Here is a 20,213-nt window from a genome sequence, read left to right on the forward strand (position 1 = left end):
TGGTCGCGTCAGCGCTCGGGCTCAGTCCTCGGTGTCGCCGCGGTCCTCGTCCTCGACGCCGGTCTCGTCCATGCGGTCGCGCAGGTGGTCGGCCATCGACGCGGCACCCTCGTGTCCGTGGTCGTGGTTGACCTGCTCGATGAGGCCCGAGAGCTTCTCGTGGTTGGTGGCATCGGTGGCGCCGTCCATGACGGGCTCGGTCTGTTCTGCGTCGTTGCTCATGTGACGGACGCTACGCGGCGATCCGGGGAGCGTCTCGGGGTTCAGCCGGTTGACGCCCGAAGTGGGGTACCGACCTGTCTGTCCCCCTAAGGGCGGACCGGGTACAGTCGTCATCAGCGAGCCACCCCCGATCGGCGGGTCCCCTGCCCCCGAGGCTCGTGAGAGCGTCGACGCTCCGGCTCTTGAGCGTCCCCTGTGCTCGAGCCGGAGCGCGACCGCCCATCGCCGGAGCCGCAGAGCATGCAACCAGGCAGCGCCCCGATCGGTCCGCGTGCTGCCGGTCAGCGCTTGCGGCCGGACCCGACCAGGGCGACCTCGGCGATCGCCAGGGCGAGCGCGATCACGAACTGACCGACGGCGACGCGGCGCCACCGCCGTCCCACGAACATGAGCGGCAGCATGGTGACCGCGTGCGTGGCGTCCACCGCCGCCCCGAGGGTGTGCGCGTCGCCGGAGCCGGCCCGCGAGAGCACCCCGGCCTGCACCAGCTGCCGGACCCCGAGGACCCGGTGGAACGTCGCGGTCGCCGGGTCGGACCCCGCGCGGATCAGGTGCAGCGCCCCGAGTACGGCACGGGCTCCCTCGACGACGGTGGCACTTCGGCGACGGTCGCGTGCGCGGCTCATCGTCGGCGTCCCACGGCGAGCACGGCTGCTCCCGCGACGCCGAGTGCCGCGCCGATCAGACCGTTGCCGAGCCGGCGGTGCTCCACCCACCAGGTCTGCGGGGACCAGGCGTGGGCGCTGTCGTCGAACACACCGTGCGCGCCGTGGTCGCCGGCGACCGGCTCGTAGAGGTTCGAGGGGAGGGACTCCCCGTCCTTCTCGGCGATCTGCTGGCCGGACACCAGGGTCTTCGCCGCGTACCAGTCGGCGAACCGACCGCTGATGCGGTTGCCGAGGATGGTGTACACCGTCGACTCGCCGACCCAGGTCCGACGACGCGGTCGCTCGGCCGTGGCGGCGATGGCCCGCGCACCGACCTCGGGCTGGTAGATCGGGGCGACGGGCTGCGGGTGGTGCGGCAGGTTCGACTTCACCCACTCGAACTGGATCGTGTTGAGCGCCGGCATGTCGACGCGCGACACCTGCACCTTGCTGCCCTGCTCGATGAGCTCGGAGACGACGGACTCGGTGAACCCGACGATCGCGTGCTTCGCGCCGCAGTACGCCGCCTGCAGGGGGATGCCCCGGAAGCCGAGTGCCGAGCCGACCTGGATGACCTGCCCGCGGTCACGCGGGACCATCCGCGACAGGGCCGCCCGCGTGCCGTTCACGAAGCCGAGGTACGTCACGTGCAGCGCGCGCTCGAAGTCCTCGGGTGCGGTGTCGAGGAAGCGACTGAACACCCCGACCATCACCCCGTTCACCCACAGGTCGATCGGACCGAGTTCGGCCTCGATCCGGTCAGCCGCCACCTCGACGGCTTCGCGGTCGGCGACGTCCACCGACAGCGCGAGACCCCGACGCCCGGCTGCCACCACCTCGGCGGCTGCGGCGTCGACGCCCTCCTGGCCGCGGGCGATCACGGCCACGTCCCACCCGCGCGCCGCGAGTTCCCGCACCGTCGCCCGTCCGAGTCCCGCTGATCCACCGGTCACCACTGCCACACGTGTCATCTGCCCGTTGTACCGGTACCGCCCCCGGAACCACCCCAGCCGCAGCGCCCCGTGGACCTCCGGACGGGCAGACTGGGCCGGTGGAGACGCACGACCAGGACGAACGCGAACCGGCGCCGCCGAGCTGGGTGCTGCGGACGCCGACCCGGCAGCGCGAGGTCTGGACGCTGCCCGCCCTCGCGCTCGTGCTCGCCGTGGGGCTGATCGTCTTCCCCGTGCTGTTCGGCGACCAGCTCGCGGCCGTCGTCGGCATCGTGACCGGTGGCCTCGTCGCCGTAGGTGCCGTCGCGCTCGCGGTCGCCGGTCTCCGCGCGTACTCGGAGCAGTCCCGAGCCGCGTCGTGGCGGCTCCACGTGGTGCGCGTCGTCGTCGGGTTCGGCACGGCGACGATCATCACGGCCGGCGGTCTGATCGCGGGAGCGTCCGTCGGCACCGCGGCGGGCGTGCTCGGAGTCGGTACGCAGGTCTTCCGGAACGCACGATCGGTTCCCCGGCTCGATCGTCTCGTCGCCGCGGTCACTGCGTTCGTGATGGCGGTCACATCGGTGGTGCTGGTCCTGCTCGGGATCCTGCTGCCCGCGGTGCCCCACCACCGCGCGTCGGTGTGGGTGGGCGGCGGATGGGTGGTCGCGGTCGTCGCCGCGGCCATTGCGGTGGTCCAGTTCCGCGCCGCGTCCCGGGCACCGCGCGACTGACGGTCGACGCACCTTCCGCCCTGACCACCGGTGGAACGACATCCGCGCTGTCGTACGACATCGCTCCTGTCGTTCGGGCGGCGGCGTACGGCCGGCGCGACAACTGCGCTGTCGTACGACATCGGTCCTGTCGCACCAGCACCCGCCCGACCGGCCCGACCCGAGTCAGCACCAGCACCCGCCCGACCCGCAGCACCCGCCCGCAGCGCCCGACTCAGCGCCGTCCGGCCCCGAAGCGCGTGGTCACCCCCGGCGAGTACAGCACCGAGTCCGGCTCGAGCTCCGTCAACGCGAACGGCAGCCCCGCGGCGCCGACCAGGTCGTCCCGCAGCGACACCACCGACGCCCGGTGCAGTGCCCACGACGCGTGCTCGTTCGGCCAGAACCGCGTCGCACCCGCCCGGTGCACGTGCATGCCCCACCGCGCCGTCAGGAAGGTCTCGAGCGCGGTCGGCTCCGCGACCTCCGCTCCGACCTGCACGTCGAACATCGACCGCAGATGGGTCCCGTGCCGGCGCATCGCGTACCCGACGCGCCCGTCGCCCGTGCGCATCTCGGCGTTCGCCCACCAGTACGGCAGGCCGGTCGCGACGCGCGCTCCGACCGTCGGCAGGAGCTTCCCCGCGTCGAGGGACAGGAACACCACGCCTCGCCGTCCCTGGTCGTCCCGCGTGTAGACGCGCACGTTGACCTCCACGAAGTCACCGATGCGCCCGGTCCGCCCCAGGGGGCCGAGCGGCGGGAACCGCGTGTCCGTGAACCGGAAGCCGATCAGCCCGACCCAGGTGGTCGCGTCGTCGTCGGTGCCGTCGAGCGCCATGGTGTCCGGCCGCGTCCCGGCCGGCAGCAGCGGCGCGACCGCCGACGCGTCGACCCGCCAGTGCACGAAGACCACGTCGAGCCAGTCCTGCGAGATCCACGGCCGTCCGGTCAGGTCCGGTGCCGCGGCCGTCACGGACTGGAGGACCGGTCCGCTCCCGCCGACCCGGCCGGCGGTCACGACCCGCTCCGGTCGTCCAGGTGGGTCGCGACGGACACGTCGTCCCACCCCTGCTGCGGGGTGTCGCAGGTGTCGCGGAAGACGTACTGCGACGGCCGCTTCCGTTCGCTCGACGTCCAGTCGATCGCGGGTCGTCGACGCTCGGGCGGGAGGTACCCGATCCGGTACACGGCCATGAGCTCGAGTTCCGACGGCACGCGCAGCAGGTCCTCGATCTCTGCCCAGGCACCGGGGGCCTCCATCGGGAACGACACGAACTGGATGCCGAGGCCGAGCTCGGTCGTGGCGAGCCAGATGTTCTCCATCGCCGCGCCCATGCTGAACACCGAGTAGAAGCCGGAGAGCTCCTCCTTCCGGTACTCGTGCCGGTCGAGCATCACGCCGAGCAGCAGCGGGGAGCCGGCGACGAGCTTCCGGTTCTCCTCGCCGAGGGTCTGCGGCACGCGCAGGGTGTTCATCAGCAGCTGCCCGCGCCTGGTGAAGACCTGCTTGGTGAACGGCTTGAGCGGACCGGGCAGCTTGTCGAAGAGCATCCCGTCCCGGCGCTCGTCCATCTCCTGCTGGCTGAACCGGAAGTACGGCTTGTAGCGCTGGAAGAACGTGCCCTCGGCCATCGTGCGGGTCATCGAGCGCCCGCTGATCTCCGCGACCCGGTCGATCGTCGTCCGGTCCTCGACCAGGACGAAGCGCCACGGCTGGCTGTTGAGCTGCGACGGAGCCCGACCGGCCAGCTCGACGAGCAGCCGCTGGTGCTCCTCGGAGACGGGGTCGGGCTGGAACGCCCCGTTCGTGGTGCGTCGCCGCCGGATCGCTTCGAACAGTTCCACCGTGTGTCCTTCCTCGCGTCTCAGCGCCGCGCGAGCAACGCCCCCAGGTAGGACGGTGCGGCGGCGACCGCGACGCTCCAGTGTGCTCTCGACCTCGGGTCCGTGCGTGGAGCGACCGCCAGCGGGACGAGTGCGGGCAGCAGGAACAGCGCCGACCGTGAGCGGGTCCACAGCGGGGTGGTGGCCGCGACGCCCGTCAGGGTGGCGGTCACGACGAACAGGCCGTGGTGCACCACCCGGAGCTTCTTCGTCCGGATGACACCGACTGCGACGGCGGTACCCCACAGGCAGTTGGTGACGTAGGCGATCGACGCGGCCGCGACCAGACGGCGGGCGGGACGCGATCCTGCGTGCGTCGGGCCGGGCCTCCAGGACGTCGAACGGAACCGGGACACGGCGGTGACCTACGCGGACTCGCGCGAGACCAGGCGGGAGAGCACGATCGCGCTGCGCGTGTGGTCGACCTGCGGCGCGAGCCGGACGCGGTCGAGCGCTTCTTCGAGCGCCGGGAGGTCCTTCGAGCGCATGTGCACGACGGCGTCGGCGCTGCCGGTGACCGTGCCAGCGTCGACGACTTCGGGGACGGAGTCGAGCAGCGACCGGAGTTCGTCGGGGGAGACCGTGCCGCGGCAGTACAGCTCGACCCAGGCCTCGGTGCCGCGGTCCTCAACCGCGGGGTCGACCTTGATCGTGAAGCCGCGGATCACGCCGTCGGCGACCAGACGGTCGACGCGGCGCTTGACGGCCGACGCCGAGAGCCCGACGACCGACCCGATGTCGCCGTAGCCGGCGCGGGCGTTGTCCCGGAGTCGATCCAGGATGCGGTGGTCGAGCGAATCCATTGCCGCAATGCTACGCGTGGTTTCTTGCGAGGAGCCCGGCTGCACGCACGAAACGTGCGCGCGTCCACAGGCTCCAGGCCTCGGGCGTTCCCTAGACTGAGCCTCGGCGTCGACCTGGTCCGCCGCGGTACCGGTGAGTGAGCCTGCATCTCACCGAGATCACCTCAGGAGTGGTTCCTGGCAGGCTCGGGCCCGAAGTCCCCCAGGAGGACTCCAGTGTCGAACGCAGCAACCGAGACCGTGGCGGCTCCGGCCCGCACCGCCACCAAGCGCACGATCCTCATGTGCAAGCCGGACTTCTACACGGTGAGCTACCGGATCAACCCGTGGATGCACCCGGAAGAGCCGACGGACACGTCCAAGGCCGTCCAGCAGTGGCAGTCGCTCGTCGCGGTCTACGAGCAGCTCGGCTTCGACATCTCGTACATCGACCCCATCGACGGCCTGCCGGACATGGTCTACGCGGCGAACGGCGGCTTCGTGCTCGACGGTGTCGCGTACGGCGCCAAGTTCCAGTACCCCGAGCGGCAGCCCGAGGGCCCCGCGTACATGGACTGGTTCCGCAGCGCCGGCCTGACCGTCGCAGAACCGCGTGAGACGAACGAGGGCGAAGGCGACTTCCTGCTCATCGGGAACACGATCTACGCGGGTACCGGCTTCCGGTCGGACAGCACCTCGCACGAAGAGCTCGCCGAGGTCTACGGCCGCGAGGTCGTCACCCTCAAGCTCATCAACCCGAGCTTCTACCACCTGGACACCGCCATCGCCGTGCTCGACCCCGAGCCGTCCGCGGACGGGACCAGCAACATCGCGTACCTCGAGAGCGCGTTCGACGAGCCCTCGTTGGCGATCCTGCGCGAGCGCTTCCCGGACGCGATCATCGCCACGGAGGAGGACGCCGCGATCCTCGGGTTGAACTCCTACTCCGACGGCTACAACATCGTGATCGCCTCGCGTGCGACCACGTTCGCCGAGCAGCTGCGCGAGAAGGGCTACAACCCGATCGGCGTCGACCTGTCCGAGCTGCTGCTCGGCGGCGGCGGCGTCAAGTGCTGCACGCTCGACCTGCACCCGGTCGGCACCGGCAACTCCGTGGCACGGTCCTGATGACCACCGCATCCACGGCGCTCGGCACCGCGACCGCTGCGGCGCTCGCCGTCGAGGACCGGGCCCTCGCCCACAACTACAGCCCCCTGCCCGTCGTGATCGCCTCCGGAGACGGCGCGACCGTCACCGACGTCGACGGCCGCACCTACCTGGACGGCCTGGCGGCGTACTCAGCGGTGAACTTCGGCCACGGCAACCCGCGGCTGCTCGACGCCGCGCGGGCGCAGCTCGACCGCGTCACGCTGACCAGCCGTGCCTTCGTCAACGACCGCCTCGGGCCGTTCGCGGCGAGCTTGGCCGAGCTCACCGGTACCGACATGGTGCTGCCGATGAACACCGGTGCCGAGGCCGTCGAGTCCGCGATCAAGGTGTCGCGGGCGTGGGGCTACCGCGTGAAGGGCGTGCCGGCCGACCGCGCGACGGTCATCGTCGCGAGCGGGAACTTCCACGGGCGGACGACGACGATCATCTCGTTCTCGGACGACCCCGACGCCCGCAACGACTTCGGTCCGTACACGCCGGGGTTCCGTACCGTGCCCTACGGTGACGCCGAGGCCCTCCGTGCCGCGATGGACGAGACCGTCGTCGCCGTGCTGCTCGAACCGATCCAGGGCGAGGGCGGCGTGGTCATCCCACCCGCGGAGTACCTGCCGTCCGTGCGCGACATCTGCGACGAGTTCGGTGCGCTGTTCGTCGCCGACGAGATCCAGTCCGGGCTCGGGCGCACCGGCCACACGCTCGCGGTGTCGCGCGTCGGTGTGCGCCCCGACCTCATCACCCTCGGCAAGGCGCTCGGCGGCGGGATCGTCCCGGTCTCGGCTGTCGTCGGCTCGCGTGACGTGCTCGGCGTCCTGCGTCCGGGCGAGCACGGGTCGACCTTCGGCGGCAACCCGCTGGCCGCGGCCGTCGGGGCCGAGGTCGTCGCGATGCTCGCCGAGGGCACGTTCCAGCAGCGGGCACTCGACGGTGAACCGCTGCTGCGCGGGCTGCTCGAGGACCTGGTCGGCAAGGGCGTCGTCGCACACCGCGTCGCCGGGCTGTGGGCCGGCATCGACATCGACCCGGTGATCGGCACCGGCAAGGAGATCGCGAAGGCCATGGCGGCACGCGGGGTCCTCGTCAAGGACACCCACGGGTCGACGATCCGCTTCGCGCCCCCGCTCGTCGTGACCGACGACCAGGTCGCCGAGGCGATCGACGCACTGGGCTCGGTCCTGCGCGACCGCAGCTGACGCGCCGGACCCGCACCGGGCCTCCCGTCCGTCGGTGTCGTTTGGACCCGCACAACCGGAACCGGCTCGCACCACGTGATCACGTGGTGCGAGCCGGTTCGCGTTGTGCGTCGACGTGTCGAACCGCGGTTCGCGGGCCGTGTGTCAGACCGCCCAGCGCTCCGCGAGCTGGTCCATCAGCGCATCGAGACGCTCGTCGACGACCTGTTCCTCCGGGTGCGCCTCGTACCAGGCGATGACCTCGCGCACACCCTGCCGGTAGGGCGTCCGCGGCCGGTACCACGGCACGAGCGAGCGGATCTTGCTGTTGTCGAACACCGAGCTGTTCGCCTTGTCGCCGAGCAGCGCCGCGCCCCACTCGGCGTCGACGGCGTTGATCGCGTCCGCCGGCACGTGCACGATCTGCAGGTCCTCGACGCCCGCCGCTGCTGCGATCTCGTGCGCGATCGCGTTCCAGGTCGGGGCCTCGTCGCTCGTGATCGTGAACGCCTCGCCGATCGCCGACGCGTTGTCGAGGAGCCCGGTGAACCCGACCGCGAAGTCACGGCTGTGGGTGAGCGTCCACAGGCTGCTGCCGTCGCCCGTGATGATCACGGGCTTGCCCGCGCGCATCCGCGCCACCGCGGTCCACCCGCCAGACAGCGGCAGCTTGGTCTCGTCGTAGGTGTGTGAGGGCCGGACGATCGTCACCGGGAAGTCCTGCTCGCGGTACGCCTGCATGAGCAGGTCCTCGCACGCGATCTTGTCCCGCGAGTACTGCCAGAACGGGTTCTTCAGCGGCGTCGACTCCGTGATCGGCAGGTGCGTCGCCGGGGTCTGGTACGCCGAGGCCGAGCTGATGAACACGTACTGGTTGGTCCGCCCGGCGAAGAAGTCGATGTCCGCCTGCACCTGGTCCGGGGTGAACGCGATCCAGTTCACCACCGAGTCGAAGCGGCGGTCACCGAGTGCCGCCGCCAGGGCGTCGCGGTCCGACACGTCGGCCTGGAGGCGCTCCACACCCTCGGGGAGCGGCCTGCCCCCGGTGGTCCCGCGGTTCAGGACGGTGACGTCGATCCCCTGTCGGGTCGCCTCCGTCACGCACGCGGCACTGATGACGCCGCTCCCGCCGATGAACAGGACACTCGCTCCGTTGCTGGTCATGTGCCCACGAAACCACGTTCCGGACACGGCACCGTGCAGCTTCGCGGTGCCGTGACCGTTGCCCAGTGCCGCGGACGCCGCCGTTGCTGGGCTGTCGAGGGTCGCCGCGGGCTACCGTCGGACGCGACGCCGCACCGACGCGGCACGGGAGGAACACAGCACATGGAGTACCGCTACCTCGGCAACTCGGGCCTCAAGGTCTCCGAGATCACCTACGGCAACTGGCTGACCCACGCGTCCCAGGTCGAGAACGACGCCGCGATCGCCTGCGTCCGGGCCGCGCTCGACGTCGGCATCTCGACGTTCGACACGGCCGACGTCTACGCGAACACCGGCGCCGAGACCGTCCTGGGCGAAGCCCTCAAGGGGGAGCGTCGTCAGTCGCTCGAGATCGCCACGAAGGTCTTCGGACCGACCGGCCCGAAGCAGCACAACGACACCGGGCTGAGCCGCAAGCACATCCTCGAGTCGATCGACGGCTCGCTCGGCCGCCTGCAGACCGACTACGTCGACCTGTACCAGGCGCACCGCTTCGACCACGAGACCCCGCTCGAAGAGACCATGCAGGCGTTCGCCGACATCGTGCGGCAGGGCAAGGTCCTGTACGTCGGTGTCTCGGAGTGGACCGCCGACCAGCTGCGGGCCGGAGCCGCACTGGCGAAGGAGCTCGGGTTCCAGCTCATCTCGAACCAGCCGCAGTACTCCGCGCTGTGGCGGGTCATCGAGGGCGAGGTCGTCCCCACCTCGAAGGAGCTCGGCATCTCGCAGATCGTCTGGTCGCCCATCGCCCAGGGCGTGCTCACCGGCAAGTACAAGCCGGGACAGCCGCTGCCCGAGGGATCGCGTGCCACCGACGACAAGGGCGGCGCCGACATGATCAAGCGGTTCATGCGGGACGAGGTCCTGTCGTCCGTGCAGGAGCTCGAGCCGATCGCGAAGGAGCTCGACCTGTCGATGGCGCAGCTCGCCGTGGCGTGGGTCCTGCAGAACGAGAACGTCGCCTCGGCGATCATCGGTGCATCGCGCCCGGAGCAGGTGCACGACAACGCCGGCGCTGCTGGCGTGGAGATCCCGGCCGAGCTGATGTCCCGCATCGACGACGCCCTCGGTGGTGTCGTGGAGCGCGACCCGGCCAAGACGAACGACAGCAGCCCGAAGACCCGCGAGGCCTGACCCCGGCACAGAACCACGAGACGGACACGGCACCGCGAACGACCATGGTGCTGTGTCCGTTCCGGGGTTCCGTGCGGACCTCCCCGGAAACGGAGAAGGCCCCTCACTCGCGTGAGGGGCCTTACTCCGTGGCTGGACACGGCATCGATCCGTGGACCTTTCGATTTTCAGTCGAACGCTCTACCAACTGAGCTATCCAGCCGTGGCGACCCTGACGGGACTTGAACCCGCGACCTCCGCCGTGACAGGGCGGCACGCTAACCAGCTGCGCTACAGGGCCATGTTGAATTGCTGTTCGATGCTGATCCGTGCTGCTTGCTGTCTCACGAGGAGTGACCCCAACGGGATTCGAACCCGTGCTGCCGCCGTGAAAGGGCGGTGTCCTAGGCCACTAAACGATGGGGCCGCAAGCAGTACATCGCTGCACCGGAGACCAAGCATACGGAAGCCCTGCGTGGATGACAAATCGAGTCCCCCGAGCCCCGGCCGCCCGGCGTGTCGCCGCGTCATCGTCCCCGTCGGCGGGCTTCACTCGCGACGGACCCGGCAGTGATCCGGGACCCGATTCTGCGCCGTCGGTGTTCGAGTGCGACCATCGTCGTCGGCCCTGTCCCTCGTGCGAGGGGCTGCCCCGGGCCGGCACCTGTTGTTACTGTTGCGGTTGTTGACAGTGTTACGTGCGTGAGCCATGCCGCGCTGTTACGAAATCGAGATGTATGTCGACCTCACTCACTCTGATCCCCCGCTTCCGCCGCCGCGTCATCGCCGCCGCGGTCGCCGTCGTCCTCACCGCAGGGGCGATCGCCGCGTTCGCACCCGCTGACGGGGCATCGGCGACCAGCTACCCGAGCTGGGACGACGTGCAGGCCGCCAAGGCGTCCCAGTCGGCGCAGCAGGACAAGGTGACGGAGATCAAGGGCCTGATCGCCGACCTGACGAGCCAGGCCGCCGCCAAGCAGAAGTCGGCCGAGGCCGCCGGCACGGCGTACCAGACGGCGCAGACCAAGTACGACGCCGCGACGCTGCAGCAGCAGAAGCTCCAGCAGCAGGCCGACGAGTCCGAGAAGACCGCCGCCCAGTCCGAGGCACAGGCCGGACAGCTCGCGGCGCAGCTCGGGCGAGCGAGTGCGAACGACGTCACCACCGACCTCCTGACGCACCCCACCGACTCGAAGGACTACCTGTACGAGCTCGGCGCGATGTCGAAGCTCAGCGAGCAGGCCGACGGCATCTACTCGCAGGCGACGCAGGACCGCGGCACGGCACAGGCCGAGTCGGACAAGGCGGACGTCGCGAAGAAGGCCCTCGGGGACCTGGCTGACGCCGCCCAGCAGAAGATGCGGGCTGCCCAGTCCGCCGCCGATGCTGCTCAGACGGCCGTCGACGCACAGAACGACAACCAGTCGCGGCTCGAAGCGCAGCTCACACTCCTGACGTCGAACGCCACCGACGTCGAGGCCAAGTACAACAAGGGCGTCGAGGTCGAGAAGGCCCGCCAGGCCGCGCTCGCCAAGCAGCGCGCCGACCAGGCCCGAGCGGCGGCAGCGGCTGCTGCGGCGGCCGCGCGGAACGCGCCCGCGCCGAGCAGCGGCGGGTCCAGCGGCGCCGGGTCCAGCGGATCCGGCGGCGGTGCCCCGACCTCGTCCGGCTGGGTCCGCCCGAGCGCCGGCTACCAGACGAGCCCCTACGGCTACCGCATCGACCCGTACACCGGCGCACACGCACTGCACGCCGGCGTCGACCTGGCACCGGGCTGCTACTCGCCGATCTACGCCGCGCACGAGGGCACCGTGACCTTCGCCGGCAACGGTGGCGGGTACGGCAACGAGGTCATCCTCGACAACGGCGGTGGCATCTCCACCGCGTACGGCCACATCGTCAACGGCGGCATCATGGTCGGCAACGGCCAGCACGTCTCCGCCGGGCAGCAGATCGCCCAGGTCGGTTCGACCGGCTGGTCCACGGGCTGCCACCTCCACTTCGAGACCCGGGTGAACGGCGCCGCCGTCGACCCGGTCCCCTTCATGGCTGCGCGGGGGATCTCGGTATGACCGTGTGCGCGCCCGAGAGGCACTGACACCACATGAAGAAGCCTGCGCGTTCCCTCGCCTGCGGCATCGCCACCGTCTCGTTGCTCGGCATCGGACTCTCGGTGGGGATCGCGGGACCAGCCGGAGCGACCCCCGCGAAGGCCCCGTCGTGGGCGGACGTGCAGGCGGCGAAGTCCGACCAGGCCGAGTCACAGCAGACGGTCGACGAGCTCGCCTCGCGCCTGTCATCGCTGCAGGACTCCGCCGACCAGGCCGGCGTCGTGGTGCAGCAGGCCGGCCAGACCTACGCGTTGGCCGCGTCCGAGCAGCAGGAGGCCCAGTCCACGCTCGACGACCTGACCTCGCAGGCCAAGCGGGCGAAGGCAGCAGCGGACGAGTCCGCAGGCCAGGTCGCTGCGCTCGTGGTCGAGCTCTCGCGGAGCGGCGGTGGTGACCTGTCGACGAGCATGCTCGTGGACGCCTCGGACGCGAAGGACCTGCTCTACCAGGTCGGCACGATGACGCACCTGTCCGAGCGGTCGGCCACGGTCCTGGCCAAGGCGCAGGCGGACCAGAACACCGTGGACGCACTCGCAGCGCAGAAGCGCCAGGCGACCACGGCCCTGGCGACCGCGACCGACGCCACGAAGACCGCCCTCGACACCGCGAACTCCGTCGCGGCCCGGGCGAACGGCAAGCTCCAGGACGCGCAGAGCCAGCAGGACGAGGTGCTCGAGCAGCTCGCCTTCCTCAAGGGCACGACGGTGGCAACCGAGAGCGCGTACTACAGCGACCAGCGCGCGAAGCAGGCGGAGACGCAGCTCGCGGCGCAGGCGACGAAGGACGCCGCCAGCGGAACGGGTGCACCCACGCGCACGACGACGTCGAACAACCCCGCACCGAGCACCGGCTCCGGCAACACCGGCGGCGGCAACAGCGGCGGCAGCAACACCGGCGGCGGCAACACCGGCAGCAGCAACCCGGCCCCGGCTCCCGCGGCCCCCGCACCCGCCCCGGCGAAGCCGAGCACCCCGTCGAAGCCCGCACCGGCTCCCGCCCCCGCCCCGGCCCCGGCCCCCGCCCCGAGCACCCCGTCGAAGGCGGCCGGCGCGATCGCCTACGCCCGTGCCCAGCTCGGCAAGCCGTACGTGCTCGGCGGCGCCGGTCCGAACACGTGGGACTGCTCCGGCCTGGTGATGATGGCCTACAGCTCGCAGGGCATCTCGACCGGCGGGCACAACGTCGTCTGGCAGTACAACCACTTCGCGTCCATCGGACGCCTGGTCCCGTTGTCGCAGCGGCAGCCCGGCGACATCCTGTTCTACTCGAAGACGGGTACGGCCTCGGGTGGCTACCACGACACGATCTACACGGGCGGTGGCCGCATGATCGAGGCTGCGCGCCCCGGGGTCGGCGTCGTCGAGCGCGCGGTCTGGGGCACCGGTGACCTGCTGCCCTACGTCGCCCGCCCCTCCGGCTCGATGTAGCTCCCGCACACCGAGGCGCATCGCGCCCCACAACGAACATCGCGCCCCGTGGAGACGGGGCGCGATGTCATTGCGGGGGTGCGATCGGCTGGCGACGGCGACGCCGCCCGCTGAACGACCGGTGTCAGTGCGCGCTGGGCACGTACGCGGCCTGGCCGGCCGTGACGATCGCCTCGGCCTCGGCGGCGTCGCCCCAGCCCTCGGCCTTGACCCACTTGTTCGGCTCGAGGTCCTTGTAGCGCTCGAAGAAGTGCGCGATCTCGGCCTTGGTCTGCTCGTCGACGTCCGAGATGTCCTGGATGTGCGCCCAGCGCGGGTCCTTGGCCGGGACGACGAGGACCTTCGCGTCGATGCCGGCCTCGTCGCTCATCTTGAAGACGCCGACCGGGCGGACCTTGACGCCGACGCCCGGGAACGTCGGGTACTCGAGCAGCAGCAGTGCGTCCACGGGGTCGCCGTCGTCCGCCAGGGTCTGCTCGAAGAAGCCGTAGTCGGTCGGGTAGACGAACGACGTGAACAGCACGCGGTCGAGGTACACGCGACCGGTCTCGTGGTCCACCTCGTACTTGTTGCGGCTGCCCTTGGGGATCTCGACGACGACGTCGTACGCGGCCATGTCTGCACTCCTGGTGTGTCGGTGGGGCTGTCGGTGGTCCCGAGAGCGCGGCTAACGTTACCGGGTGAACTCTCCGCGTCCCCGGCTCGACCCCGCCGTCGCCGCGACCCGGCTGGCGGTCCGCAGCCTGCTCGCCCGGGCACGGGACGAGCGGCTCGTCCACGACGGTGACCTCGTGCTCGTCGCGCTGAGCGGCGGGCCGGACTCGCTCGCGCTCGCGGCGGCCACCGCGTTCGAGGCGACCAAGCAGGGGCTCCGCGCCGGCGCGGTGGTCGTGGACCACGCGCTGCAGGCCGGTTCCGAGGCGGTGGCGAGCCGGGCCTCCAGGCAGGCCGCCGAGCTGGGACTCGACCCGGTGACGGTCCGGCGGGTCATGGTCGGCTCCGACGGTGGTCCCGAGGGTGCCGCCCGGGAGGCCCGCCACGCGGCCGTCGCCCAGGTCGCGTCCGACGTCGGGTCACCCCTGGTGCTCTTCGGTCACACCCTGGACGACCAGGCCGAGACGGTGCTGCTCGGCCTGCTGCGCGGCAGCGGGCCGGACAGCCTGTCCGGCATGCCGCCGCTCGCGCGGCGCGACGACGGACCGGCCTACGGTCGACCCCTGCTGACGGTCCGGCGTCACACGACCCGGCAGGCCTGCGCGGCCGCCGGACTCGCACCGTGGCACGACCCCCACAACAACGACGGGGCCTTCACCCGCGTGCGTGTCCGGAACGCCGTGATGCCGGTGCTCGAACGGGAGCTCGGTGCCGACGTCGCCGAGGCCCTGGCCCGCACGGCCGACCAGCTGCGCGAGGACGCGGCGGCGCTCGACCACTTCGCCGAGGAGATGGCCGAGGACCTCGCCGAGCACTCCGAGGCCGGCATCGCACTGTCGGTGCGGCAGCTGCAGGCGAACCCGCCGGCCCTCCGCCAGCGCCTGGTGCGTCTGGCGGTCGAGAGCGAGTTCGGCGTGACGCTGTCCCGCGTCCAGACGCTCGAGGTCTGCCGGCTCGTGACCGAGTGGAACGGGCAGGGGCCGATCGACCTGCCCGGCATCCGGGTGTCCCGCGACGGCGACCGGCTGTCGTTCTCGGCCGCCTAGGGCCGGTTAGGCTGGACCGGTGGAACTCTCCGACGTGCAGGACGACCTCTCCGAAGTGCTCTTCACCCCCGAGCAGATCGACGACAAGATCGCCGAGCTCGCCGCGGCGGTCGACCGCGACTACGCCGACAAGGACCCGCTGCTGGTCGGCGTCCTCAAGGGCGCGGTCATGGTCATGGCGGACTTCTCCCGCCACCTGACCCTGCAGGCGAAGATGGACTGGATGGCCGTGTCGTCGTACGGCTCCGGCACGAAGTCGTCCGGCGTGGTGCGGATCCTCAAGGACCTCGACACCGACCTGCACGGTCGCGACGTCATCATCGTCGAGGACATCATCGACTCCGGGCTCACGCTGTCGTGGCTCAAGCAGAACCTCGAGTCCCGCGGCGCCGCCAGTGTCGAGATCGTCACGCTGCTGCGCAAGCCCGAGGCCGCCAAGGTCCAGGTCGACGTCCGCTACGTCGGCTACGACATCCCCGACGCCTTCGTGGTGGGCTTCGGGCTCGACTACGACGAGCGCTACCGCAACCTCCGGGGCATCGGCGTCCTGGCCCCGCACATCTACTCGTAGACGAACCGGGAGTTCGCCCGCAGAGGACACCCATTCTCGCCACAGAATCGCGGCCGTATGCTGGCGAGCACGCAACTCCGGCAGAGAAAGGCTCGGGCCACAGCGCCCGGATCACATGGACTTCAAGCGCATCCTCCGCGGGCCGTACCTCTACGTGCTCATCGCACTCGTGGGGATCTGGATCGGATGGGCCTTCATCAGCCAGTCCGGCACGCAGCAGATCGACACCCAGAAGGGGCTCGAGCAGCTCTCTGACGGCAAGGTCTCCTCTGCGGTGGTCAACTCCACCGAGCAGCGGGTCGACCTCACGCTCAAGGACGGCGGCACGACCGAGCAGTTCTACTACTCGACGCCGCGTGGTGCCGAAGTGGTCGACGCGATCGCCCAGGCCGACCTCCCCAAGGGCTACAACGACACCGTCCAGCAGTCGAACTGGTTCGTCTCGCTCGTCCTGACGCTGCTGCCGTTCCTGCTGATCCTCGGCCTGTTCTGGTTCCTGCTCTCGAGCGCCCAGGGCGGCGGCTCGAAGGTCATGCAGTTCGGCAAGTCCAAGGCGAAGATGAACAACAAGGAGAACCCGCAGGTCTCCTTCGCGGACGTCGCCGGCTCGGACGAGGCGATCGAGGAACTCCACGAGATCAAGGAGTTCCTGAAGGAGCCGGCCAAGTTCCAGGCCGTCGGCGCGAAGATCCCGAAGGGCGTGCTGCTGTACGGCCCTCCCGGAACCGGCAAGACCCTCCTCGCGCGCGCCGTCGCCGGCGAGGCGGGGGTCCCGTTCTACTCGATCTCCGGCTCGGACTTCGTCGAGATGTTCGTCGGTGTCGGTGCCAGCCGCGTGCGTGACCTCTTCGAGCAGGCCAAGGCCAACTCGCCCGCCATCGTCTTCATCGACGAGATCGACGCCGTCGGTCGTCACCGTGGTGCCGGCATCGGCGGTGGCAACGACGAGCGCGAACAGACGCTGAACCAGCTGCTCGTCGAGATGGACGGCTTCGACGGCAAGACGAACGTCATCCTGATCGCCGCGACGAACCGTCCCGACGTGCTCGACCCCGCGCTGCTGCGCCCGGGCCGCTTCGACCGCCAGATCGGCGTCGACGCGCCGGGTCTCGCCGGCCGCAAGCAGATCCTCGAGGTCCACGCGAAGGGCAAGCCGCTCGCCGCGAGCGTCGACCTCGAGCTCCTCGCCCGCAAGACGCCCGGGTTCACCGGTGCCGACCTGGCGAACGTCCTGAACGAGGCCGCGCTGCTCACGGCCCGCTCGAACGCGCAGCTCATCGACAACCGTGCCCTCGACGAGGCCGTCGACCGCGTGATGGCTGGCCCGCAGCGTCGCACGCGCATCATGTCCGACCAGGAGCGCCTGATCACGGCCTACCACGAGGGCGGCCACGCCCTGGCGGCGGCGGCGATGCGGCACACCGACCCGGTCACGAAGATCACGATCCTGCCGCGCGGCCGCGCCCTCGGCTACACGATGGTGCTCCCGCTCGAGGACAAGTACTCCGTCACGCGCAACGAACTGCTCGACCAGCTCACCTACGCCATGGGTGGCCGCGTCGCCGAGGAGATCGTCTTCCACGACCCGACCACGGGTGCGTCGAACGACATCGAGAAGGCCACCGGCACCGCCCGCAAGATGGTCACCGAGTACGGCATGAGCCAAGCCGTGGGGTCCGTCAAGCTCGGCGCCGGGTCGACCGAGCCGTTCGTCGGTCGTGACATGAGCGGCGGCACGGGGCGCGACTACTCGGAGAACATCGCCGAGATGGTCGACGCCGAGACCCGTGCCCTGCTCGAGGCCGCGCACGACGAGGCCTACCAGGTGCTCAACGACAACCGCGACATCCTCGACCGCCTGGCCGGTGAGCTCCTCGAGAAGGAGACGCTCGACGCGCCGGAGCTCGTGGAGATGTTCAAGGACGTCCGCAAGCTGCCGGAGCGCCCGCAGTGGCTCTCCAGCGACAAGCGTCCGGTCAGCACGCTCCCCGCGATCGACGTCCCCGGCAAGGCGGCGAACACCGCGTCCGAGTCGAACGACCGCGAGCAGTCGAAGACCCCGCGTCACCGTCCGTTCGGCAACCCGGGCATCGCTCCCGCCTAGGCCCGGATGACCGACCTCCCGACGAGACGGGACCGCCGCCTCGCCGCGCCCGTCCGTCGCCATGACCCGGGTGTGCCCCAGAGCGGGCGCACCCGGGTCATGGGCATCCTCAACGTGACGCCGGACTCGTTCTCCGACGGCGGGCTGCATGCTGCGTACGACGCCGCGGTGGCGCACGCGCGCGATCTCGTCACGGCGGGCGCGGACCTCGTCGACGTCGGTGGCGAGTCCACCCGACCCGGTGCGGAGCGCGTGCCGGTCGAGGTCGAGCAGCAGCGGGTACTCCCGGTGATCGAGCAGCTCGTCGCCGAGGGCATCGCGGTCAGCGTCGACACCATGTACGCGGCGACGGCCGAGCGCGCGGTCGAGCTGGGTGCCGTCATCGTGAACGACGTGTCCGGCGGGCTGGCCGACGACGACATGGCCCGGGTCGTGGCGTCGACGGGCTGCGGCTTCGTCGTGATGCACTGGCGGGGCCACAGCGACCGGATGTACCGCGACGCCGTGTACGAGCACGCGGTCGACGAGGTCCGGCGCGAGGTCGAGATGCGGGTCGCCGAGCTCATCGTGCTCGGGGTGCGCCAGGAGCAGGTCGTCATCGACCCGGGGCTCGGGTTCGCCAAGGAGGGCGCCCAGAACTGGGAGATCCTGGCGGGGTACGAGCGGTTCGCCTCGATCGGCCTGCCCGTGCTCGTCGCCGCGTCGCGCAAGCGGTTCCTGGACGGTGTCGGCAGCCCGGCGGGCGCACCACCGGCGGAGCGCGACCTCGCGACCGCCGCCATCAGCCTGTTGGCAGCAGAACGCGGCGCCTGGGGCGTCCGCGTGCACGACCCGGAACCGACGCGGGCCGTGCTCGACGTCTGGGAAGCCTGGAGGGCAGCTCGATCGTGAACGACACCATCCGCCTGACCGGGGTCCGCGCCCGCGGCCACCACGGGGTCTTCGACCACGAGCGCGCCGACGGGCAGGACTTCGTCGTCGATGTCGCGGTCGAGATCGACGCCCGCGCAGCCGCCGGTCCCGACGACCTCGACCAGACCGTCCACTACGGGGTGCTCGCCGAGCAGGTCGTCGCCGAGATCGAACGCGACCCGGTCGACCTGATCGAGACCCTGGCCGAGCGGATCGCCGCCGCGGTGCTGACCCACCGCGCGGCGCTGGCGACCGAGGTCACGGTGCACAAGCCGCAGGCGCCCATCACGGTGCCGTTCACCGACGTGTCGATCACGATCCGCCGCGAGCGGATGGCGGTCGACCCGGTCCCCGGAGCCGCGACGCCCCAGCCGCCCACGGCCCCCGTCGACGACCCGGACGCCGCGTGACCCGCGCCGTCGTCGCCCTCGGCGCGAACCTCGGTGACCGGGGGAGCACCCTCCGTGCCGCGGCCGCCGCCGTCGTGGCGATCCCGGGCGTCACGGCGGTCGCGTCGAGCCACGAGGTCGAGTCGGTCGCCCTGACACTCGACGGCCTCGACACGGCGAAGCCCCGGTACCGGAACGCGGTCGTCGTGCTCGACACCGAGCTGGGGGCCCAGGCGCTGCTCGACGCGCTGCACGTCGTCGAGGACACCCACGGCCGCACCCGCGAAGTCCGGTGGGGCGACCGCACGCTCGACCTCGACGTCATCACGTACGGCGACGAGCGCATCGCGACCGAGACGCTGGACGTGCCGCACCCGCGTGCGCACGAGCGGGCCTTCGTGCTGGCGCCGTGGCTCGACGCCGACCCCGGCGCGGTGCTGCCCGGTCGCGGGCCGGTCGCCGACCTGCTGGCCGCACTCGGTGACGACACGGAGCGCGTCGACGAGCCGCGCCTGCTCGACGGTGACGACACGGAGCGCGTCGACGAGCCGCGCCTGCTCGACGGTGACGACACGGAGCGCGTCGACGAGCCGCGCCTGCTCGACGGCGTGACCACGGCCTCCCGTCCGGACGCCAACCCGACCACCACCGGAACGGACGCCACCCCGTGAAGACCACCCGCGCCTCCACGCTGATCAGCCTCGCCGTCGTCGCCGGCATCGCCGGCTTCGCGCTGAACGCCGCCCTGGCGTCGCGCCAGGCGCCCGCACTCCTGCTCGTCAGCCCCCTCGGCTTCGCCCTGGCGCTCATCGGCGTGGTGCTCATCGCCCTGGCCCTGCCGGTCCGACGCCACGCGCAGGGCGTCCCCGGCCGCCGCGTCGACCCGATCTACGCGACCCGCGTCGTGGTCCTCGCCAAGGCCTCGAGCATCTGCGGCGTGCTGTTCGGCGCCTTCGCACTCGGGCTCCTCGTGTACCTGCTGACCCGCTCCGTCGTCCCTTCGCTAGGCTCGACCCTGCCGAGTGCCGTGGCGGTCGGTGGCGGGATCGTGCTCACCGTGTGCGCCCTCGTCGCCGAACGCATGTGCATCGCTCCACCGGACGACGACGACCCGGACGACCCACGGGGCGGCACGACGGCACGATGACCACCAGGAGGGCC

At 71.0% G+C, this 20,213-nt stretch carries 22 protein-coding genes and 3 tRNA genes; 13 read left to right on the forward strand and 12 right to left on the reverse strand.

The features are described 5' to 3' along the window. Nucleotides 1-21: 21 nt before the first annotated feature. The 3 genes from DEJ13_RS00660 to DEJ13_RS00670 all read right to left on the reverse strand — a co-directional run bounded on the left by DEJ13_RS00660 (nt 22) and on the right by DEJ13_RS00670 (nt 1,840). Nucleotides 22-222, reverse strand: a complete 201-nt coding sequence (locus DEJ13_RS00660) for a hypothetical protein (protein ID WP_056126587.1) — start codon at nt 220-222, stop codon at nt 22-24. 281 nt (nt 223-503) lie between these two features. Next, nucleotides 504-848, reverse strand: a complete 345-nt coding sequence (locus tag DEJ13_RS00665) for a hypothetical protein (RefSeq protein WP_111107879.1) — start codon at nt 846-848, stop codon at nt 504-506. Next, complete coding sequence (locus tag DEJ13_RS00670; RefSeq protein ID WP_111107880.1) at nt 845-1,840, reverse strand: SDR family oxidoreductase; 996 nt, start codon at nt 1,838-1,840, stop codon at nt 845-847. The genes DEJ13_RS00665 and DEJ13_RS00670 overlap by 4 nt, the downstream gene beginning before the upstream one ends. Before the next feature lie 80 nt (nt 1,841-1,920). Between DEJ13_RS00670 and DEJ13_RS00675 the strand changes: the two genes are divergently transcribed. Beyond that, nucleotides 1,921-2,535: a hypothetical protein gene (locus DEJ13_RS00675; protein WP_111107881.1), complete on the forward strand. Its 615-nt coding sequence runs from the start codon at nt 1,921-1,923 to the stop codon at nt 2,533-2,535. 214 nt (nt 2,536-2,749) lie between these two features. Here the strand turns inward: DEJ13_RS00675 and DEJ13_RS00680 are convergent, their stop codons facing one another. The 4 genes from DEJ13_RS00680 to DEJ13_RS00695 are packed head-to-tail and all read right to left on the reverse strand — an operon-like array spanning nt 2,750 to nt 5,204. Continuing rightward, the gene (locus tag DEJ13_RS00680; protein WP_258374186.1) at nt 2,750-3,535 is read right to left on the reverse strand and encodes a YqjF family protein; all 786 of its coding nucleotides are present in this window, start codon (nt 3,533-3,535) and stop codon (nt 2,750-2,752) included. Next, nucleotides 3,532-4,362, reverse strand: a complete 831-nt coding sequence (locus DEJ13_RS00685; RefSeq protein WP_111107882.1) for a nitroreductase family protein — start codon at nt 4,360-4,362, stop codon at nt 3,532-3,534. The genes DEJ13_RS00680 and DEJ13_RS00685 overlap by 4 nt, the downstream gene beginning before the upstream one ends. Nucleotides 4,363-4,382: 20 nt before the next feature. Continuing rightward, nucleotides 4,383-4,757: a hypothetical protein gene (locus tag DEJ13_RS00690; protein ID WP_056126577.1), complete on the reverse strand. Its 375-nt coding sequence runs from the start codon at nt 4,755-4,757 to the stop codon at nt 4,383-4,385. A 9-nt stretch (nt 4,758-4,766) separates the two neighbouring features. Next, nucleotides 4,767-5,204 (reverse strand): Lrp/AsnC family transcriptional regulator, encoded by a 438-nt coding sequence (locus tag DEJ13_RS00695; RefSeq protein WP_056126575.1) that lies wholly within the window; start codon nt 5,202-5,204, stop codon nt 4,767-4,769. Nucleotides 5,205-5,420: 216 nt separating this feature from the next. Here DEJ13_RS00695 and ddaH point away from each other — a divergent pair, with 216 nt between their 5' ends. Together ddaH and rocD are read left to right on the forward strand one after the other, a co-directional pair. Beyond that, the gene (gene ddaH / locus DEJ13_RS00700) at nt 5,421-6,311 is read left to right on the forward strand and encodes a dimethylargininase (RefSeq protein ID WP_056126574.1); all 891 of its coding nucleotides are present in this window, start codon (nt 5,421-5,423) and stop codon (nt 6,309-6,311) included. After that, complete coding sequence (rocD, locus tag DEJ13_RS00705; protein ID WP_111107883.1) at nt 6,311-7,543, forward strand: ornithine--oxo-acid transaminase; 1,233 nt, start codon at nt 6,311-6,313, stop codon at nt 7,541-7,543. Before ddaH ends, rocD begins: the two co-directional genes overlap by 1 nt. Nucleotides 7,544-7,687: 144 nt before the next feature. On the opposite strand, the gene DEJ13_RS00710 is transcribed toward rocD, so the two are convergent. Further along, entirely contained in the window at nt 7,688-8,686 is a 999-nt protein-coding gene (locus DEJ13_RS00710) for an NAD-dependent epimerase/dehydratase family protein (RefSeq protein WP_111107884.1), read from the reverse strand. 162 nt (nt 8,687-8,848) lie between these two features. Here DEJ13_RS00710 and DEJ13_RS00715 point away from each other — a divergent pair, with 162 nt between their 5' ends. After that, complete coding sequence (locus DEJ13_RS00715) at nt 8,849-9,859, forward strand: aldo/keto reductase family protein (protein ID WP_111107885.1); 1,011 nt, start codon at nt 8,849-8,851, stop codon at nt 9,857-9,859. A 129-nt stretch (nt 9,860-9,988) separates the two neighbouring features. On the opposite strand, the gene DEJ13_RS00720 is transcribed toward DEJ13_RS00715, so the two are convergent. From DEJ13_RS00720 to DEJ13_RS00730, 3 genes are all read right to left on the reverse strand, one after another. Beyond that, nucleotides 9,989-10,061: transfer RNA gene (locus DEJ13_RS00720), tRNA-Phe, on the reverse strand. A 1-nt stretch (nt 10,062) separates the two neighbouring features. Next, nucleotides 10,063-10,139 (reverse strand) — tRNA-Asp (locus DEJ13_RS00725). Nucleotides 10,140-10,192: 53 nt separating this feature from the next. Further along, nucleotides 10,193-10,265 (reverse strand) — tRNA-Glu (locus tag DEJ13_RS00730). Between the two features lie 310 nt (nt 10,266-10,575). Here DEJ13_RS00730 and DEJ13_RS00735 point away from each other — a divergent pair. Next, nucleotides 10,576-11,910, forward strand: a complete 1,335-nt coding sequence (locus DEJ13_RS00735) for a M23 family metallopeptidase (RefSeq protein ID WP_111107886.1) — start codon at nt 10,576-10,578, stop codon at nt 11,908-11,910. Nucleotides 11,911-11,942: 32 nt separating this feature from the next. After that, nucleotides 11,943-13,376 carry a C40 family peptidase gene (locus tag DEJ13_RS00740; RefSeq protein ID WP_284158122.1) on the forward strand — a complete coding sequence of 478 codons (1,434 nt, stop codon included), beginning with the start codon at nt 11,943-11,945 and terminating at the stop codon, nt 13,374-13,376. A gap of 124 nt (nt 13,377-13,500) precedes the next feature. On the opposite strand, the gene DEJ13_RS00745 is transcribed toward DEJ13_RS00740, so the two are convergent. After that, complete coding sequence (locus DEJ13_RS00745; protein WP_056126560.1) at nt 13,501-13,992, reverse strand: inorganic diphosphatase; 492 nt, start codon at nt 13,990-13,992, stop codon at nt 13,501-13,503. Nucleotides 13,993-14,056: 64 nt separating this feature from the next. Here DEJ13_RS00745 and tilS point away from each other — a divergent pair, with 64 nt between their 5' ends. The 7 genes from tilS to DEJ13_RS00780 all read left to right on the forward strand — a co-directional run bounded on the left by tilS (nt 14,057) and on the right by DEJ13_RS00780 (nt 20,199). Further along, on the forward strand, nt 14,057-15,076 hold the full coding sequence (tilS, locus tag DEJ13_RS00750; protein WP_111108217.1) for a tRNA lysidine(34) synthetase TilS: 1,020 nt from the start codon (nt 14,057-14,059) through the stop codon (nt 15,074-15,076). Between the two features lie 19 nt (nt 15,077-15,095). Then, nucleotides 15,096-15,647 (forward strand): hypoxanthine phosphoribosyltransferase, encoded by a 552-nt coding sequence (hpt, locus tag DEJ13_RS00755; protein WP_056126556.1) that lies wholly within the window; start codon nt 15,096-15,098, stop codon nt 15,645-15,647. A 115-nt stretch (nt 15,648-15,762) separates the two neighbouring features. Beyond that, nucleotides 15,763-17,751, forward strand: coding sequence for an ATP-dependent zinc metalloprotease FtsH (gene ftsH / locus DEJ13_RS00760; RefSeq protein WP_056126554.1), 1,989 nt, complete (start codon nt 15,763-15,765; stop codon nt 17,749-17,751). 6 nt (nt 17,752-17,757) lie between these two features. Continuing rightward, nucleotides 17,758-18,642, forward strand: a complete 885-nt coding sequence (folP, locus tag DEJ13_RS00765) for a dihydropteroate synthase (RefSeq protein WP_111108216.1) — start codon at nt 17,758-17,760, stop codon at nt 18,640-18,642. After that, nucleotides 18,639-19,073, forward strand: a complete 435-nt coding sequence (folB, locus tag DEJ13_RS00770; RefSeq protein WP_258374223.1) for a dihydroneopterin aldolase — start codon at nt 18,639-18,641, stop codon at nt 19,071-19,073. Before folP ends, folB begins: the two co-directional genes overlap by 4 nt. Then, the gene (folK, locus tag DEJ13_RS00775; protein WP_111108215.1) at nt 19,070-19,723 is read left to right on the forward strand and encodes a 2-amino-4-hydroxy-6-hydroxymethyldihydropteridine diphosphokinase; all 654 of its coding nucleotides are present in this window, start codon (nt 19,070-19,072) and stop codon (nt 19,721-19,723) included. The genes folB and folK overlap by 4 nt, the downstream gene beginning before the upstream one ends. Continuing rightward, nucleotides 19,720-20,199 (forward strand): DUF3180 domain-containing protein, encoded by a 480-nt coding sequence (locus DEJ13_RS00780; protein WP_056126547.1) that lies wholly within the window; start codon nt 19,720-19,722, stop codon nt 20,197-20,199. The genes folK and DEJ13_RS00780 overlap by 4 nt, the downstream gene beginning before the upstream one ends. Nucleotides 20,200-20,213 lie beyond the last annotated feature (14 nt).

Source organism: Curtobacterium sp. MCLR17_007 (genome assembly GCF_003234655.2).
Classification (GTDB): domain Bacteria; phylum Actinomycetota; class Actinomycetes; order Actinomycetales; family Microbacteriaceae; genus Curtobacterium.

Coding starts and splice junctions, on each gene's coding strand:
- DEJ13_RS00745 (WP_056126560.1), bottom strand. CDS start 13,992: ATGGCCGCGTACGACGTCGTCGTCGAGATCCCCAAGGGCAGCCGCAAC.
- DEJ13_RS00660 (WP_056126587.1), bottom strand. CDS start 222: ATGAGCAACGACGCAGAACAGACCGAGCCCGTCATGGACGGCGCCACC.
- DEJ13_RS00715 (WP_111107885.1), top strand. CDS start 8,849: ATGGAGTACCGCTACCTCGGCAACTCGGGCCTCAAGGTCTCCGAGATC.
- DEJ13_RS00710 (WP_111107884.1), bottom strand. CDS start 8,686: ATGACCAGCAACGGAGCGAGTGTCCTGTTCATCGGCGGGAGCGGCGTC.
- DEJ13_RS00695 (WP_056126575.1), bottom strand. CDS start 5,204: ATGGATTCGCTCGACCACCGCATCCTGGATCGACTCCGGGACAACGCC.
- folP (WP_111108216.1), top strand. CDS start 17,758: ATGACCGACCTCCCGACGAGACGGGACCGCCGCCTCGCCGCGCCCGTC.
- rocD (WP_111107883.1), top strand. CDS start 6,311: ATGACCACCGCATCCACGGCGCTCGGCACCGCGACCGCTGCGGCGCTC.
- DEJ13_RS00735 (WP_111107886.1), top strand. CDS start 10,576: ATGTCGACCTCACTCACTCTGATCCCCCGCTTCCGCCGCCGCGTCATC.
- DEJ13_RS00740 (WP_284158122.1), top strand. CDS start 11,943: ATGAAGAAGCCTGCGCGTTCCCTCGCCTGCGGCATCGCCACCGTCTCG.
- ftsH (WP_056126554.1), top strand. CDS start 15,763: ATGGACTTCAAGCGCATCCTCCGCGGGCCGTACCTCTACGTGCTCATC.
- DEJ13_RS00670 (WP_111107880.1), bottom strand. CDS start 1,840: ATGACACGTGTGGCAGTGGTGACCGGTGGATCAGCGGGACTCGGACGG.
- DEJ13_RS00665 (WP_111107879.1), bottom strand. CDS start 848: ATGAGCCGCGCACGCGACCGTCGCCGAAGTGCCACCGTCGTCGAGGGA.